We start from the raw sequence: 15,947 nt of genomic DNA on the forward strand, positions 1-15,947 counted from the left end.
AATCCATACACAAGGAGTGTCTATGTCCCTGCAACACCAGGATCCTCGTCATGATCCCAACCGGATCATCCGAGCCCCCCATGGCACACAGCTGACCGCCAAGAGCTGGCTCACCGAAGCGCCTCTACGCATGTTGATGAACAACCTGGATCCTGACGTGGCGGAGCATCCCCAGTCTCTGGTGGTGTACGGTGGCATCGGCCGCGCCGCTCGCAACTGGGCCTGCTACGACAAGATCGTCGAGGTGCTGACTCGCCTCGAGGACGACCAGACCCTGCTGGTGCAGTCGGGCAAGCCGGCGGGGGTGTTCCAGACCCACAAGGACGCCCCGCGGGTGCTGATTGCCAACTCCAACCTGGTGCCGCACTGGGCCAACTGGGAGCACTTCAACGAGCTCGATAAGAAGGGCCTGATGATGTACGGCCAGATGACCGCCGGCTCCTGGATCTACATCGGTACTCAGGGGATCGTGCAGGGCACCTACGAGACCTTCTTCGCCGTGGCGAACCAGCACTTCAACGGCGAACCCAAAGGGCGCTGGATCCTCACCGGCGGGCTCGGTGGCATGGGCGGCGCCCAGCCGCTGGCCGCCACCATGGCCGGCTTCTCGATGATCGCCGTGGAGTGCGACGAGACCCGCATCGATTTTCGCCTCAAGACCCGCTACGTCGACAAGAAGGCCCATAGCCTGGATGAGGCGCTGGCCATGGTCGAGGAAGCCAAACAGATCGGCACTGCCGTCTCCGTCGGCCTGCTCGGCAATGCCGCCGACGTCTTCGCCGAGTTGGTGGCCCGCGGCATCACGCCGGACGTGGTGACCGACCAGACCTCAGCCCACGACCCGATCCACGGCTACCTGCCCCAGGGCTGGAGCGTGGCCCAGTGGCGCGACCTGCAGAAGAGCGCGCCGCAAGAGGTCAACGTGGCCGCCCGCCGTTCCATGGCTCGCCAGGTGGAGGCCATGCTGACCCTGCAGGCCCGCGGTGCTGCCACGCTCGATTATGGGAATAACATCCGCCAGATGGCGCTGGAAGAGGGGGTCAAGAATGCCTTCGATTTCCCCGGTTTCGTCCCGGCCTATATCCGCCCGCTATTCTGCGAGGGCATTGGCCCGTTCCGCTGGGTGGCGCTCTCCGGCGATCCGGAAGACATCTACAAGACCGATCAGAAGGTGAAGGAGCTGATCCCGGACGATCCCCACCTGCACAACTGGCTCGACATGGCCCGCGAACGCATCGCCTTCCAGGGCCTGCCGGCGCGGATCTGCTGGGTCGGGGTCAAGGATCGGGTACGCCTGGGCCTGGCCTTCAACGAGATGGTGAAGAACGGCGAACTGAAAGCCCCCGTCGTCATCGGCCGCGACCACCTGGACTCCGGCTCGGTGGCGAGCCCGAACCGCGAGACCGAGTCCATGATGGACGGCTCCGACGCCGTCTCCGACTGGCCGCTGCTCAACGCCCTGCTCAACACAGCGGGTGGCGCGACCTGGGTGTCGCTGCACCACGGTGGCGGGGTCGGCATGGGCTTCTCCCAGCACTCCGGTGTGGTGATCGTCTGTGACGGTAGCGACGATGCGGCTCGCCGCGTCGGCCGGGTGCTGCGCAACGACCCGGGCACCGGGGTGATGCGTCACGCCGACGCCGGTTACGAGATTGCCATCGAATGTGCCCGCGAGCAGGGGCTGGATCTGCCGATGATCGACGGCGCCGACGGCGTCAAGAAGGTGAACCAAGATGTTTGAACTGACCATTACCCCGGGCGAGCTGGATCTCGCCACCCTGCGCCGCGTTAGCCGTGAGCCGGTCCACCTCTCCCTGAACTCGGCCGCCCTGCCGGCGATCCAGGCCTCCGCCGACACAGTCTCCCGGGTGATCGAACAGGGCCGCGTGGTGTACGGCATCAACACCGGCTTCGGTCTTCTGGCCAACACCCGGATCCCGGTGGATCAGCTCGACGAGCTGCAGCGCTCCATCGTGCTCTCCCACGCCGCCGGCATCGGCGAGTACATGTCCGACGCCACCGTGCGCCTGATGATGGTGCTCAAACTCAACTCCCTGTCCCGTGGCTTCTCCGGCATCCGCCCCCTGGTGCTGGAGGCCCTGATGAAGCTGGTCAACGCAGGCGTCTATCCCCTGGTGCCGAAGAAGGGCTCCGTGGGTGCCTCCGGCGACCTGGCGCCCCTGGCCCATATGAGCTGCCTGTTGATCGGTGAGGGCAAGGCTCGCCACGACGGGCGCGAGATCGCGGCGTCCGAGGCTCTGCGCATCGCCGGGCTCGAACCCATCGCCCTGGCGCCGAAAGAGGGGCTGGCCCTGCTCAACGGCACCCAGGCGAGCACCGCCTTTGCCCTGGAGGGGCTGTTCCACGCCGAGGATCTGTTCGCCGGCGCCACCGTCATCGGCGCCATGAGCGTCGAGGCGGCGCTGGGCAGCCGCCGTCCGTTCGATGCCCGCATCCACGCGGTGCGCGGCCAGCGAGGCCAGATCGACGCGGCCACCTGCTACCGCCACCTGCTCGGGGATCTCAGCGAGATCGGCATGTCCCACCACAACTGCGAGAAGGTGCAGGATCCCTACTCCCTGCGCTGCCAGCCTCAGGTGATGGGCGCCTGCCTGACCCAGATCCGCCAGGCTGCCGAGGTATTGGTGTGCGAAGCCAACTCGGTCTCCGACAACCCGCTGGTGTTTGCCGATGACGAGGAGATCATCTCCGGCGGCAACTTCCACGCAGAACCCGTGGCCTTCGCCGCCGACAACCTGGCGCTGGCCATCGCCGAGATCGGCTCCCTGTCCGAGCGACGCATGGCCCTGCTCATCGACTCGCGCATGTCGGGCCTGCCTCCCTTCCTGGTCAACAACGGCGGCGTGAACTCGGGCTTCATGATCGCCCAGGTCACCTCGGCGGCGCTGGCCTCCGAGAACAAGACCCTGGCTCACCCGGCCTCGGTGGACAGCTTGCCCACCTCCGCCAACCAGGAAGACCACGTCTCCATGGCCACCTTCGCCGGCCGCCGGCTGGCAGACATGGCCGAGAACACCCGCGGCATCCTGGCGGTCGAGCTGCTGGCTGCCGCCCAGGGGCTGGATTTCCGTGCCCCGCTGCGCGCCAGTGAAGGGGTGGAAGCGGCCAAGGGACGCCTGCGCGCCCACGTTCCCTTCTACGACAAGGACAGGTACTTCGCCCCGGACATCGAGGCGGCGGCGAGCCTGCTTGGCACCACCAGCTACAACGATCTGCTGCCGGCCGGCATGCTGCCCAGCCTCTAAGCCGTCACTCCGCTCATAACAAAAGACCGCCCATCGGGCGGTCTTTTTCATATCCGTGGCACGGTGTCAGCCGTGCTCGAACATCAGAAACAGATAGACCACGAACAGCACCTGGTGGGTCGCCCCGTGCAGGGCGTGGGTGCGGCCGCTGCTGAAGGTGACCTTGCACACCATCAGGGTGGTGACCAGTAGCACCATATCGGCAGGGGCGAGCCCCAGGCGCACCTCCTGTCCCATCAGGGAGCCGATAAAGAGCACGGCCGGCACCGTGAGGGCGATGGTGGCCAGCACGGAACCGAAATAGAGGTTCATGGCCCGTTGCAGCTGGTTGTTGAAGGCCGCCTTGATGGCGCCCACCGCCTCGGGGGCCAGCACGATACAGGCGACGATGAAGCCGCCCAATGCCGCCGGGGCTTCCATCACCTGTACCCCGTGGTTGATGGGGATGGCCAGCGTCTTGGCCAGCAGGATCACCACCACCAGGTAGGCCAGCAGCAGCAGGGTATGGTAGACGTTGCTCTTCAGCGGGCCATGGTGCTCCTCGTGATCCGCGTGGTCGCCATCGACGAAGAAGTGGCTGTGGCTGCGGGTCTGGATCAGCAGAAAGACCCCGTAGAGCAGCACGGAGACGATAATCAGCATCCAGGACATGGCGCGTGACAGGCTGCCGGCGTTGCCTCCCTCGGTGAAGTTGGGCAGCACCAGGCAGAGCATGGCCAGCGGTATGATGGCCACCAGATAGGATTTGATCCCGTCGAGATTGAAGTTCTGGGTGTGGTAGCGCCAGCCGCCAAACAGCAGGGTGAAACCCACCAGACCGTTGGTCACCAGCATCACCACCGCAAACATGGTGTCACGGGCCATGGTGGGGTTGGGTTCACCGGTCAGCATCACCGAGGAGATCATCACCACTTCCAGCGAGATGACAGACAGAGTCAGGATCAGGGTACCGAAGGGCTCGCCAAGCTTGATGGCGAGGGCATCGGAGTGGCGCACCACGGAGAAGATGGCCCAGGTGACGACGGCCAGCAGCCCCAGTGACACCGGCAGATAGAGCCCGAGCGGTGTTGTCTCTGTCAGCAGGTCGCTGCCTGCCGTCTTGAAAAAGAGCAGGGTCAGCAGGCCGGCGGGCAGGGCAATCTCTTGCCGGATAAATGACTTCATGAGCAAGGGTCCTCTTGCGGGGGGTCGTATGACCGGGGAAACAGGCGCGCAATGGCCGGTTGCGCGTGAGTTGGCCCGGTATGATAAAGGCTGTCCGTCACTGGAGCGGGATCATTTTGTTGCGAAATGTAACTGTGTGGCGTGAAGAGGGAAGAGTGGCTCGCGGTGCGGGTGCCACGAGCCGACGAAGAAGGGTCAGGCTGCATGTTCCCCTTCCTGGGGATGATCAAGCAGCCACTCCTCCTGCCAGCGCAGCAGGGCCGACAGGGGAATGGGTTTGGCGAACAGATATCCCTGCAGCAGATAGACGCCTCTCTGGCTCAGGTAATCGGCCTGAAGCTGGGTTTCCACCCCTTCCGCAATCATCTCCATGCCGGACTCCCGGCCCGAGGCGATGATGGCATCCAGCACGCTGCGCTTGAGATCGTGGGTGCCTATGGTATCGACGAACATCTTGTCGATCTTGATCTGGCGGATCCCCAGCCGCTGCAGATAGGCAAAGCCGCCGTAGCCGGTACCGAAGTCGTCCAGCTTGAAGCGATAACCCATCTGTTGCAGCGCGGTGATCTCGTGGGTCGCCGCCTGGATATTGGTGATGGGTTTGCGTTCGGTCAGCTCGAAGAGCAGGCGGTCGGGAAAGGGGGTATCGTGCTGTAGCAGCAGGTTGCGCAGCAGGGGGCGTTCGATATGGGCCGCCACCAGGTTGACGCTGACCCACTGCCCCTCGGCCAGCTGTGGCAGATCGCGGAGCACCTGCTCCAGCAGTTGTTCGGTCATCGGCAGGATCAGCCCCTGGGCCTCCGCATAGTCGATGAAGGTACCCGGTGGCAGCAACTCTCCCCTGTGTTGCCAGCGCAGCAGCGCCTCGAAGCCGACCACCTGCTGGCTGCGACTGTCCACTATGGGTTGGTAGAAGGGGATGAACTCCCGCCGTGTCACACCGTTTTGCAGCATCCCCTTCAGAGAGTGGCGGTAGCTGCGCAGCAACCAGTAGGTGGCGTTGAACAGGAGGCCCAGTGCGCAGCCGAGCCAGAGGGCATATTGCCGGGTCTGGAGCAGGGCGTAGTGGGCGAGGGTTTTTCCAGCCCAGACGGTCTGCTTGGTGAGAGCGCCCGTTTCCTGGAAGCTCAGGCTGCGGTTGTCCGCTTCCGCCTTGATGGACTTGTCGCCGCGGGGGAGGATCATGGGTGGTGCTGCGGGGTCTCGCTGGCTGAACTCGAGGTAGAAACAGTTGGGGCAGGGGTGTTGCAGCAGATCGTGGCTCCAGCTGTTATCCAGCACCCAGTAAACGATGTTGTCTTTGACATGGTAATAGGCGATCAGCTCCTGTTCCGTGTCGTCATAGGCCGCAGTGACGGTCAGGCCCGCTTTGCCTGGCAGCTTGCCGCTGCGCTTTGCCTCGCTGATGAGGGAGAGGCCAGGCCCCAGGCTGGAGCAGCTGACACCGGACGCCAGCTCCAGTCCCTGCAGGCGCAGGTGAGTGCTGTAAAAGCGGGGATCCCGCAGCAGGGCCATGTCTTGCTTGCCGCAATCGAAGTGGAATTGCTGCAACTGGGCGCTGAGCGCAGTATCCAGAACCTGGTGGCGTGCCCTTATCGCCTCCCTGATCTCCCCGGCTTTTTGCTCGAGCAGGTGGCGTGCTACGAGATCGCTGAACCAGGGGCTGAGGGGTTGGCTGATCATGAGGGGGGTGGCAAACAGCAGCAAGCTGATCCAGAGGGGAGAAATGCGTAACACGGGTTACCTGCCAGATTGGACGAGACGCAAATGGGTTGCGTCATCTTAGCGCATTAGCAGAATCAACTTGAGACTGATGTATCAGATTTGAGGTTGCCGTTTGTAACTCACTGTAAGAAAACGATTTTTAGGACTTGATTGAGTTTGATTTAATCGATGACCTGTCATAAGTGACAATTGCCTGGCTTATCCGAAACGCATTAAAGTAGCCCTGCGGTTTGACTCACCGTGTGTTCAATACTCCTGTATCTGTTTTTTGTCAGTAGCACAGAGTGTTAGTTTTGATATTTTGATATGAGTGTTCCTTTTGGTCCCTTTTCAGGGACCATTTTTCTCTCTGTCACTTCTCCTTTCTCCGGGCCTGCAGCCCACCATCTTTGGTATTCTTCCGGCACCTTGGTTATGCTCCCTGCGGCGTAAATTGCAGAAGCGGGATCTTCATCCATAGCTGCGGCGTGATCCCCACTGCTACCATGAGGCCACAAGGATGGTCCGGGCATACGGAAAAGCACATGAAACTGACTACACAGCTTGTCTCATTCATCACCCTGTGCGTGATCGCCGCCATGGCGACCGTGCTCATCGGCGGGGTCTTCAGCTTTCGTGAACTGGGCATGGAGCTGCAACAGAAGAAGGTCGACGCCCTGGTCGAGGTGATCGACGAGCAGCTGGATGTCAGCCAGAACGTGGATGCGATGAGCAACTGGCTGCCCACCCTGCTGCGGGCCGCCCATGTGGTCGAGCTGGAAGTGCGCCAGAACGATCAGCGGGTCTACTGGTTCCGCGATGTGCAACGCCCGGTCGATGAACAGCTGCTGCTCTCCTACAGCCATTCGCTTCCTCACCAGGCCGGCATGCAGGCCAATTTCCGGCTCGAACGCCCCTTCAAGGAGGTGGAGTACTCCATCGAGGCAATGTCGGGCATCTCGTTTGGCATCTTCATCGTGGTGTTCGGTCTCTGGTACTCCATCCGCTGGTTGCGTCAGCAGTTGCGGGGGGCCGAGTTGCTGGGGATTCGTGCCCAGCTGATCCTGGATGACAAGCTCTCCAAGCTCAGCCATGACCCGTCCGAGGAGTGGCCGGTGGCCGCCAGTCAGGCCCTCGATCATCTGCTGGCCGAGCTGGCCGATGCCCGCAAGGAGCGCAGCCGTTTCGACAACTTCATTCGCAGCAACGCCTTTGTCGACAAGATGACCGGCATCGGCAATCGCCTGTTTTTCGACAACCGGCTGGAGAGCGCCATCATGGAGGCGAGCGTGATGAGCGGCGGCGTGCTGCTTATCGATCTCGCCTGTCTGGAGGAGCTGGAGGCCGAGCAATACGAGCAGCTTGGCCCCGACCTGCTGGCTCAGGCGAGCGCGACCATAGGCGCCTTCGTGCGCAAGCACAGCGGCGCCCTGCAGGCGCGTTACGCCGGCCAGGTGTTTGCCGTACTGCTGCCCAACATGTCCGAGAGCGAGATGGTGGACAGCGCCAGCCAGCTGCTCAAGAGCTTGCAGCGCCTGCATTGGCCGGACGAGGTCAACCCCGAGACCGCCGTCTATCTCGGCGCCGTCTGTTACCACTCCCAGGACAGCCTGCTCAAGGTGCAGGAGGAGGCCGAGCTGGCCCTCAAGAGCGCCCGCCTGCAGGGTCACAACGGCTGGTTCCTCTACGAGAAGCAACTGGAGGAGGAGCAGAGCAGCAAGGGCTCGGTGCGTTGGCGCACCCTGATTGGTCGCCGCCTCGAGGAACATGGCATCGACTTCTACACCCAGGCGATCCAGCAGGATCGCGGCCAGGTGGTATTGCAGCAGGAGCTGCTCACCTATCTCCACGATGAGCAGGGGCGCGCCCTGCCAGCCGGAGTCTTCATGCCGATGGCGGAGAAGGTGGGGATGCTGCTGCAACTGGATCGGCTGGTGGCGGAGCAGACCCTGCAGCTGCTGCGCCAGCGCGCCGAGCACAGCTGCCCCATCAGCCTGACCCTGAGCGCCCAGAGCCTGCTTCATCGCGAATTCCAGCGTTGGCTCTTCTTCGCCCTGTTCCAGCTGCCGCGCAGCACCAACGAACGGCTGGTGCTGCAGCTGTCGGAAGCCCAGGTCACCCGTCATTACGAGGCGCTCAAGCGGCCACTGCGCTCCCTGCGCATGCTTGGCTGCCGCCTGGCCATCGACCACGCCGGCCAGGATGTGGTGAGCACCCAGTACATCAAGGAGTTCGAGATCAACTTCCTCAAGCTGCATCCCAGCCTGGTGCGGGAGATCCACACCCGCCAAGTCAACCAGATGGCGGTACGCAGTCTGGTGGGGGGCTGCGCCAACACTCCGACCCGGGTGTTGGCGGTGGGGGTGGAGAGCGAAGAGGAGTGGAAGATGCTGCGCCACCTCGGGGTGCACGCCGGTCAGGGACCCTGGTTTGCCGCGCCGGAGCGGCTGCTGATAGAACCGGTCGGCGTCTGAGCCGGGCGGCGCAAGCTGCCGTCAGATACGCCCCTGTTCCTTGAGCCCCGCCAGCCCCTGCAGGCCGCCGGTGTGGATGAAGACGATCCGGCTGCCGGCCGGGATGCGGCCCGCTGCCAACTCGCGAAACAGTCCCCACATCGCCTTGCCGCTGTAGATGGGCTCGAGCGGCAGGCCGGTCTCGGCGCTGAAGGCCTGCACCCATTGCCAGAGCGCCGGGCTGAATCTGGCGTAGCCGCCGTCATGGTGATCCAGCGCGATCCGCCAGCCGGGAATCGTGGCCGCGGCCGGGTAGAGCCGGCACACCTCGTCGGCGATGAAGCTGCCCCCCTTGAGCACGGCGATGGCAAGGATCTGTTCCGGATCCCGCTTGCCCGCGATGAGGCCGGCCAGGGTGCCGCCGCTGGCACAGGGCAGCACCCAGAGATCCGGCGAGAAGGGGACTTCGTCGACCAGCTCGGCAACCCCCGGGATGGCGAGGGGGCTGCTGCCTCCCTCCGGCACAATCAGGGTGTCTGCGGCCGCAAACCGGGCCAGCCACTCGGGGTCATGCCGCCTGCGGTAGGTTTGCCGGTCGACAAAGCGCAGGGCCATGCCCCAGCGGCTGGCATCCGTCAGGGTGGGGTTGCCGATGGCCTCCGGTTCGCCCCGGATGATGCCGGTGGTGCGCAGCCCGTAGTGGTGGCCCGCCGCCGCCAGGGCATGGATGTGGTTGGAGTAGGCGCCGCCAAAGGAAAGCAGGTGCTGCTTGCCCTGTTCGCTGGCATGCTGCAGGTGATATTTCAGCTTGCGCCACTTGTTGCCCGAGATGGTCGGGTGGATCAGATCGTCCCGCTTGCACCAGAGTTCCACCCCGTAATGGGCGAGCAGGGGATGCCGGATGGGATGCAGTGGCGATGGCAGGGGGCTGTCCCCCTCAGTTGCCAGAGGTGTAAGGCTGTCTTGCAAGGGTGAGTCCGTCTTTTGCTGGAGGCTAATTCTCTGTTTATGTTAAGATTTCATGCTTTTTGCCAATTAATGACGGGGCGGCTTACATGAAACAACTGTTCAAACGGTCAACGCCAAGTCGCCAGGTGGGGCTCCTGCTGGCCAATGACAGGATCATGCTGGCTGCCGTCGCCAATCCCCCCGTCTTTGCCACCCGGACCATCAACGGACCGCACGAGTGGGGCCAGGCCGTCAATGAACTGTTCAGCCGTCATGGCCTCGCCAAGTCTAAGGTGCGTGTCGCCCTGGCCGCCAGCCTTTATCAGCAGATCCAGATCGACAAGCCCGCCGTGCCAGAGGCCGAGATGGCCGGCGCCCTGCCCTGGGCCATCAAGGATTATGTCAGCGAACCCGTGCTACAGCTCGCCATGGATTATGTCGACCTGCCCACGCCCCCTGCCGGTCAGCCGCGGATCAATGTGATCTGCCTGCCCAAGAGCCGGGTACAGCAAGTGGCGGAGGCCATCAACGGCGTCGCCACTCTGGATGCCATTGTCAGCGACGAGCTGGCGCTCACCTCCCTCTACGAGGCCGACAGGGCGGTGCGCATGCTGCTGTGGCAACCCAGGGGGCAGGATCTGCAACTGCTGGTGTTCCATCAGGGCGGACTCTGCTTCTCCCGCCAGCTGCGCGGCTTTGGGGCGCTGACCGGAGAACAGGAGGAGCCGGATGCCCTGCTGCTCGATACCCTGGCGCTGGAGATCCAGCGCTCCCTCGACTATCTGACCGGTCAGCTCAAGCTGCCGGAGCTGGGCCAGATGCAGCTGGCCATCGCCTCCTCCTTCATCGGTACCCTGGTGCGCCACATGGAACAGACCTTCGGCATGGCCGTCTCCGCCATGGCCAACAAGGCGGTGCTGGCGGGGGTCGAGTATCTGTCTGCCTATGCCGCCGCCATCGGGGAGGATGCGTGATGAAACGCCAGATCAACCTCTACGGCGCCGAGTTTCGCCCCAAACGCCAGTGGGCCAGCCTCAACCAGATGGCGCTGGCCTGGGGCGCCGGCTTTCTGCTGATCCTGCTGATGGCTGCCGGCTATGGCTGGCAGCAACAACAGGTCAGTCGGGCGTTGGCACTGGTCAATACCGAGCTGGCGCACAAACGTAGCGAGGCTCAGAGGCTTGATGCCGAGCTGGCCCGCCATCAGGCCGATCCCCGCTTGCAACAGCGGCTCACCGGTCTGCAAGAGGAGTTGACTGCCAAGCAGGGGCTGGTGCGCCAGCTGGGCAGCCTGAGCCTGCAAAAATCCCTGGGGTATGCCAGCGTGATGGCGGATCTGTCGCGGATCCGCAGCAGCAACCTCTCGCTGCAACGCATCGAAATCAACGAAGGGCGGTTCAATCTCTCCGGTTTTGCCGGGCGCAGCCAGGATGTGCCCGCCTGGGTCAATCGCTTCAAGCAGACTCCCAGTCTGGCGGGCCAGGAGTTTGGTGAACTGACCCTGAGCCGTGACAAGGAGGGTCGCCTGACCTTCCAGCTCAGCGGCATAGCGCGGGAGAAACCCTGATGACCCTGAAAGAACAGTGGCAGGACTGGAGCCAGCGCATTGCCGCCCTGAGCCAGCGTGAACGGGTGCTGATCCTGCTGACCGGGCTGGTGGTGTTGGGGGCGGTTGGCTTCTATGGCTGGCTCGATGGCGCCGCGACCCGACTGCAGCAAGACCGCATGGCGCTGAACGCCGCCGAACGGGATCGCGAGATCATGGATCTGGAGAATCTCGGCAAGCAGGCTCGCCTCAAGCGGGATCCCGATCAGAGCGTTCGGGAACAGCTGGCGCGCACCGAGGATGAACTGGCCCGGCTCGACGAGCGGCTCAAGGCCCAGACCGTGGATCTGATCCCGGCCCGCGAGATGCCGCAGGTGCTGGAGGCGCTGCTCTCCCGCTCTGCCAACCTGCACATGCTGGCCCTTAGTTCCCTGGAGCCGACCCCATTGATGGCTGGCGAACAGAAGATCAATCTCTACAAGCACGGCATCCGGCTGCAGCTGGAAGGGGGCTATTTCGACGTGTATCAGTATCTCAAGGCACTCGAGGCCCTGCCGCGCCACTTTTACTGGAAGCGGTTCGACTACCAGGTGAAAGATTACCCGGGGGCCTTGGTGGAGATGGAGATCTACACCCTGAGCACCAGCAAGGAGTTCATTCGTGGCTAAATGGTTCCCATTGTGTTGCTGCCTGTTCGGAGCCCAGATCATGGCGCAGCCGACCGAAGTGTTGCAGGATCCCACGGCACCGCTGGCGGAGATGGCCGGTGGCTCCGCGGCCAGTGGTCAGGGGAGTGCCGGGTTGCCGAAATTGCAGAGCATAGTGCTGGGCAACGGTCCCTCGCTGGCGGTGCTCAACGGCAAGAGTTACCGGATAGGACAGCAGATCGAAGGATATACGCTGGTGGCCATCCAGGCCGATGGTGTCGTGCTCGAGAAGGCGGGAAAACGCCACGCGCTGACACTGTTTGCCAGCAAGGTTCGGGTTTGAATCCTGGCGACCCCACTGGGGCGCCGGGTTTATCGCATTTAATTGCAAGTCAGGGTGCATTGATTACATGAAAACACACCGTCTCTGTCTGATCGCCGTGGCCATGATGGCTGCTGGCTGTACCACGTATCGACACCCTGAGCCCACCCAGGCCAAGGACGCCCTCAAGCAGGCCATGAGCGAACAGCAGAAGCAGGCCGCCCCCCTGACCACCCTGCCCGAATCGGTGCAAAGCGAATTGCTGCAACTGAACCGGCCGCAAACGCCCGTTCCCATGCCGGAAAAACGGCTGCGCATCGCCGCCCATGACGTGGAGGCAGTCGAGTTTTTCGGCTCCCTGTTCAAGGGATCCCGCTACAGCGTGGCGGTGCACCCCGGAGTCTCCGGGCTGGTCTCCGTTGAGCTCAAGGACGTCACCCTGCAGGAGGTGCTGGCGGTGGTGGGTGACATGTACGGCTTCGACGTGCAGCGCAAGGGCAACGTGTTTCACATCTACCCGGCCGGCCTGCGCACCGAGACCATTCCGGTCAACTATCTGATGATGTCCCGGCGCGGCCTCTCCCGCACCTCGGTCAGTACCGGCGGGGTCACCTCCAACGACAATAACAACAGCAATAACAACAGTTTCGACAGCGCCAACAGCAACAATACCAGCACCAGCAACTCGTCCGGCAGCAATGGCAACTCGGACAACAGCAACGGCACCCGCATCGAGACCGACACCAACAGCGACTACTGGACCGATCTGCGTACCTCTCTGGAGATGCTGATCGGCACCGGTGACGGCCGCGCCGTCATCACCAGCCCGCAGGCGGGTCTGGTGACCATTCGTGCCTATCCGAAGGAGCTCAAGGCGGTGCGCGAGTTCCTCAACCAGTCCGAGAGCCACCTCAAGCGCCAGGTGGTGCTGGAGGCGCGGATCCTGGAGGTGGCCCTCAGCGAGGGTTATGAACAGGGAGTGGACTGGAGCGGTCTGACCGCCAGCTGGGGTGGCAACAAGGGCATTCCGACGGTGGCCCAGCCTATCCTGACGGCACCGGGCAGCGATCCTGCGTACAACCTGCTGAATGGTGCGGGTTCGCTGGGAAGCAGCCTGGTTGGTGCGGCGAACCCCATCTTCAAGGCGATTGGCGGCGGCGCCGGTTTCACCATCACGGATGGCAACTTCAACGTGGCGGTCAACCTGCTCAAGACCCAGGGGGATGTGAATACCCTCTCGAGCCCGCGGGTGACGGCGACCAACAACCAGAAGGCGGTGATCAAGGTGGGGACGGATGAGTATTTCGTCACCAACGCCTCGACCACCATCACCACCAACTCCTCCGGCGTCTCTGACAAGACCCCGAACGTGGAGCTGACCCCCTTCTTTTCTGGTATCGCGCTGGACGTGACGCCTCAGATCGACGAAGAGGGCAAGGTGCTGTTGCACATCCACCCCTCCGTCATCGACACCGAGGAGCAGAACAAGGTGATCGACATGGGGACCACGGGTGGCAAGCTGGAGCTGCCGCTGGCCAGAAGCTCCATTCGGGAGTCGGATACCGTGGTGCAGGCCAACAACGGCGACATCATCGTCATCGGCGGCCTGATGAAGACCGACAAGCAGGAGATCGTCAGCAAGGTGCCCCTGCTCGGCGATATTCCCTGGGTTGGCGAGGCCTTCACCAACCGCCGCGAAAGCACCAAGAAGGTGGAGCTGGTGATCCTGCTCAAGCCAACCGTGGTGGAGAAGGAGACCTGGCAGAACGAACTGCAGCGCTCCGCCGACCTGCTCGACAAATGGTATCCCCCCAAGGGTTGATGGCATGAGCGCGGATCCGGCTCTGTCCCATGGTCTGGTGCTGGCGGGTGGTCTGTTGCAGGCCGCCCGGCCCGGGCGCGGGAGCTGACGGCATGTACCTGGAATATTTCGGGCTGCAGGAGGCGCCGTTCGGCCTCACCCCCAATACCGGTTTTTACTACGGCCTGCCCCCGCACGAGGAGGCGCTGCAGGTGCTCAACTGGGCGCTGTCGCAGGGGGAGGGCTTTATCAAGGTGACCGGCGAGGTGGGCACCGGCAAGACACTGCTGTGCCGCAAGTTGCTGGGGGAGCTAGGCTCGGAGGCGCATCCGGTGCGTATCGCCTGGTTGCCCAACCCGCACCTCTCTCCGGCCGAGCTGCGCATCGCCCTGGCGCTGGAGCTGGGGCTGTCGGTGCACGATGGCAGCGAGCTGGACATCACGGATCGCATCCACCGCCACCTCATCGCCCTGCATCAACAGGGGAGCCGGGTGGTGGTTCTGATCGACGAGGCCCAGGCCCTGCCGGACGAGACCCTGGAGGCGATCCGGTTGTTTGGCAACCTCGAGACCGAATCGAGCAAGCTGCTACAGATAGTGCTGTTTGGCCAGCCCGAGCTGGATAGCCGGCTCGGCAAGCCCCATCTGCGCCAGCTGCGCCAGCGGATCGGTTTCTCTTACTGCCTGCGGCCCCTGAGCCGGGATGAGACCCGCGCCTATCTGGAACACAGGTTGCAAGTTTCCGGTTATCGCGGCGCGCCGCTGTTCAGTCACCGCGCCCTGACGCTCCTGTGGCGCGCTTCGCGCGGTGTCCCCCGACTTATCAACGTACTGGCGCAGAAGTGCCTGATGCTGGCCTATGGTCAGGGGGCGCGGCAGATAGCGCCGCGTCTGGTGCACCTCGCCATCCGCGATACCGATGATGCGCGCAAGGGCGCCCCGGGTCGCTGGTGGCCCCTGTTACTGCTGCTAGGGTGCGCCCTGGCTTATGGAGTCTGGCAATGAGCGTGATCAACCAGATGCTCAAGGATCTGGAACAGCGCCAGCAAGGATCCGCGGGAGCGGCCGTCTATGTCGCACCGGCCCGCAAACAGGGCTGGTGGATGCTGCTATTGACCCTGCTCTGTGGCCTGGCCCTCGGGATCCTCGGTTGGCGCACCTGGATCTACTGGCAGCAGACCCGGGCTATGAGTGTGGTCAGTGAACCCGTGGCGGCGGATGTGGTGGCCCGGGTGGCACTGCCGCAAATGCCCGCCGAGCCTGACTCCGCCGAGGTGGCGGCGACGCTGCCGCAGCCCCGCTCAGCCGCCGATGAGAAGGGGGATGAAGAGCCGTATACCTTGTCCGGGCCCGCGTTTGATGAGGCTGATGAGGCCGGGGAAGGCGATGAACCCATGCCGAGCGATGAGGAGCTGCAGCCGGATCTGCATGCCGAGCTGGCCGCGGAACAGCAGGCGCTCATCGAGCCACCGCGCAAACCGGGCGTGCTGAAGATCGAAACCGTCGAGCTCTCCCCGCAGGAGCTGGCGGTGCTGGCCGAGCGCAAGGCGACTGTCGCCATGGCCAAGGGTAACCTGAGGGATGCCCAGGACAATTACTATCAGGTGCTGGAACACGATCCCCACAACCAGGGGGCGCGGGAGCAGCTGGCGGGTCTCCTCTATGGCGAGGGTCGGCTGGCCGAAGCACGCCAGTTGCTGGAGGAGGGGCTCAGGCTTGAGCCCCAGCAGGCGGATTTTCGGCTCCTGCTGGCCCGCCTTGCCATCAGCGAGGGTCAACGGCAACAGGCGCTTGGCTGGCTCGCCGGTTATCAGCCGGAGCTGGCCGCCAATCTCGATTATTACGCCACCTGGGCCGGGCTGACCCAGGAGCTGGGACGCAACGCCGAGGCGGCAGATCTCTATGTGAAGCTGCTGCGCCAGCAGCCGGATCAGGGCCGTTGGTGGCTCGGGCTGGGCGTGGCCGAGGATGGCCAGGGCCACAGCCAGCGGGCGCTGGACGCCTATCGCAACGCCCTGCTCCATGGCAATCTGGGTGAGGCTTCCACCAGCTGGCTGGAACAGCGCGTCGCCCAGCTCGCCCCCTGACGGGCGACAG

General features: G+C 63.7%; 14 protein-coding genes. 10 read left to right on the forward strand and 4 right to left on the reverse strand.

What is annotated here, in order from left to right:
* Positions 1 to 22 precede the first annotated feature (22 nt).
* Both hutU and hutH read left to right on the forward strand, forming a co-directional pair.
* Positions 23 to 1,741: a urocanate hydratase gene (hutU, locus tag ACB034_RS17505; RefSeq protein WP_371173353.1), complete on the forward strand. Its 1,719-nt coding sequence runs from the start codon at positions 23 to 25 to the stop codon at positions 1,739 to 1,741.
* Entirely contained in the window at positions 1,734 to 3,266 is a 1,533-nt protein-coding gene (gene hutH, locus ACB034_RS17510; protein ID WP_371173354.1) for a histidine ammonia-lyase, read from the forward strand. Before hutU ends, hutH begins: the two co-directional genes overlap by 8 nt.
* A gap of 66 nt (positions 3,267 to 3,332) precedes the next feature.
* On the opposite strand, the gene ACB034_RS17515 is transcribed toward hutH, so the two are convergent.
* The 3 genes from ACB034_RS17515 to ACB034_RS17525 form a co-directional block, all read right to left on the reverse strand.
* The gene (locus ACB034_RS17515) at positions 3,333 to 4,430 is read right to left on the reverse strand and encodes a calcium:proton antiporter (RefSeq protein WP_371173355.1); all 1,098 of its coding nucleotides are present in this window, start codon (positions 4,428 to 4,430) and stop codon (positions 3,333 to 3,335) included.
* A gap of 195 nt (positions 4,431 to 4,625) precedes the next feature.
* Complete coding sequence (locus tag ACB034_RS17520; protein ID WP_371173392.1) at positions 4,626 to 6,113, reverse strand: EAL domain-containing protein; 1,488 nt, start codon at positions 6,111 to 6,113, stop codon at positions 4,626 to 4,628.
* A 329-nt stretch (positions 6,114 to 6,442) separates the two neighbouring features.
* Entirely contained in the window at positions 6,443 to 6,613 is a 171-nt protein-coding gene (locus ACB034_RS17525; RefSeq protein WP_156130737.1) for a hypothetical protein, read from the reverse strand.
* A 66-nt stretch (positions 6,614 to 6,679) separates the two neighbouring features.
* Between ACB034_RS17525 and ACB034_RS17530 the strand changes: the two genes are divergently transcribed.
* Positions 6,680 to 8,608: an EAL domain-containing protein gene (locus ACB034_RS17530; protein WP_026455887.1), complete on the forward strand. Its 1,929-nt coding sequence runs from the start codon at positions 6,680 to 6,682 to the stop codon at positions 8,606 to 8,608.
* Positions 8,609 to 8,629: 21 nt separating this feature from the next.
* On the opposite strand, the gene ACB034_RS17535 is transcribed toward ACB034_RS17530, so the two are convergent.
* On the reverse strand, positions 8,630 to 9,556 hold the full coding sequence (locus tag ACB034_RS17535) for a 1-aminocyclopropane-1-carboxylate deaminase/D-cysteine desulfhydrase (RefSeq protein ID WP_371173356.1): 927 nt from the start codon (positions 9,554 to 9,556) through the stop codon (positions 8,630 to 8,632).
* Between the two features lie 86 nt (positions 9,557 to 9,642).
* Between ACB034_RS17535 and ACB034_RS17540 the strand changes: the two genes are divergently transcribed.
* The 7 genes from ACB034_RS17540 (at position 9,643) to ACB034_RS17570 (ending at position 15,937) form a co-directional block, all read left to right on the forward strand.
* Positions 9,643 to 10,509 carry an MSHA biogenesis protein MshI gene (locus ACB034_RS17540; protein WP_371173357.1) on the forward strand — a complete coding sequence of 289 codons (867 nt, stop codon included), beginning with the start codon at positions 9,643 to 9,645 and terminating at the stop codon, positions 10,507 to 10,509.
* The gene (locus tag ACB034_RS17545) at positions 10,509 to 11,102 is read left to right on the forward strand and encodes a PilN domain-containing protein (RefSeq protein WP_371173358.1); all 594 of its coding nucleotides are present in this window, start codon (positions 10,509 to 10,511) and stop codon (positions 11,100 to 11,102) included. The genes ACB034_RS17540 and ACB034_RS17545 overlap by 1 nt, the downstream gene beginning before the upstream one ends.
* The gene (pilO, locus tag ACB034_RS17550; protein ID WP_342013813.1) at positions 11,102 to 11,749 is read left to right on the forward strand and encodes a type 4a pilus biogenesis protein PilO; all 648 of its coding nucleotides are present in this window, start codon (positions 11,102 to 11,104) and stop codon (positions 11,747 to 11,749) included. Before ACB034_RS17545 ends, pilO begins: the two co-directional genes overlap by 1 nt.
* Entirely contained in the window at positions 11,742 to 12,071 is a 330-nt protein-coding gene (locus ACB034_RS17555) for an MSHA biogenesis protein MshK (RefSeq protein WP_371173359.1), read from the forward strand. Before pilO ends, ACB034_RS17555 begins: the two co-directional genes overlap by 8 nt.
* A gap of 67 nt (positions 12,072 to 12,138) precedes the next feature.
* Positions 12,139 to 13,872: a pilus (MSHA type) biogenesis protein MshL gene (gene mshL, locus ACB034_RS17560; RefSeq protein WP_338611650.1), complete on the forward strand. Its 1,734-nt coding sequence runs from the start codon at positions 12,139 to 12,141 to the stop codon at positions 13,870 to 13,872.
* Positions 13,873 to 13,964: 92 nt separating this feature from the next.
* A complete protein-coding gene (locus tag ACB034_RS17565) occupies positions 13,965 to 14,855 on the forward strand; it encodes an ExeA family protein (protein ID WP_225633514.1) in 891 nt (296 codons plus the stop codon).
* On the forward strand, positions 14,852 to 15,937 hold the full coding sequence (locus ACB034_RS17570; RefSeq protein WP_371173360.1) for a tetratricopeptide repeat protein: 1,086 nt from the start codon (positions 14,852 to 14,854) through the stop codon (positions 15,935 to 15,937). The genes ACB034_RS17565 and ACB034_RS17570 overlap by 4 nt, the downstream gene beginning before the upstream one ends.
* The last annotated feature ends 10 nt before the right edge of the window (positions 15,938 to 15,947 follow it).

The sequence above is a fragment of the Aeromonas sp. S18(2024) genome, assembly GCF_041402525.1.
Classification (GTDB): domain Bacteria; phylum Pseudomonadota; class Gammaproteobacteria; order Enterobacterales; family Aeromonadaceae; genus Aeromonas; species Aeromonas enteropelogenes.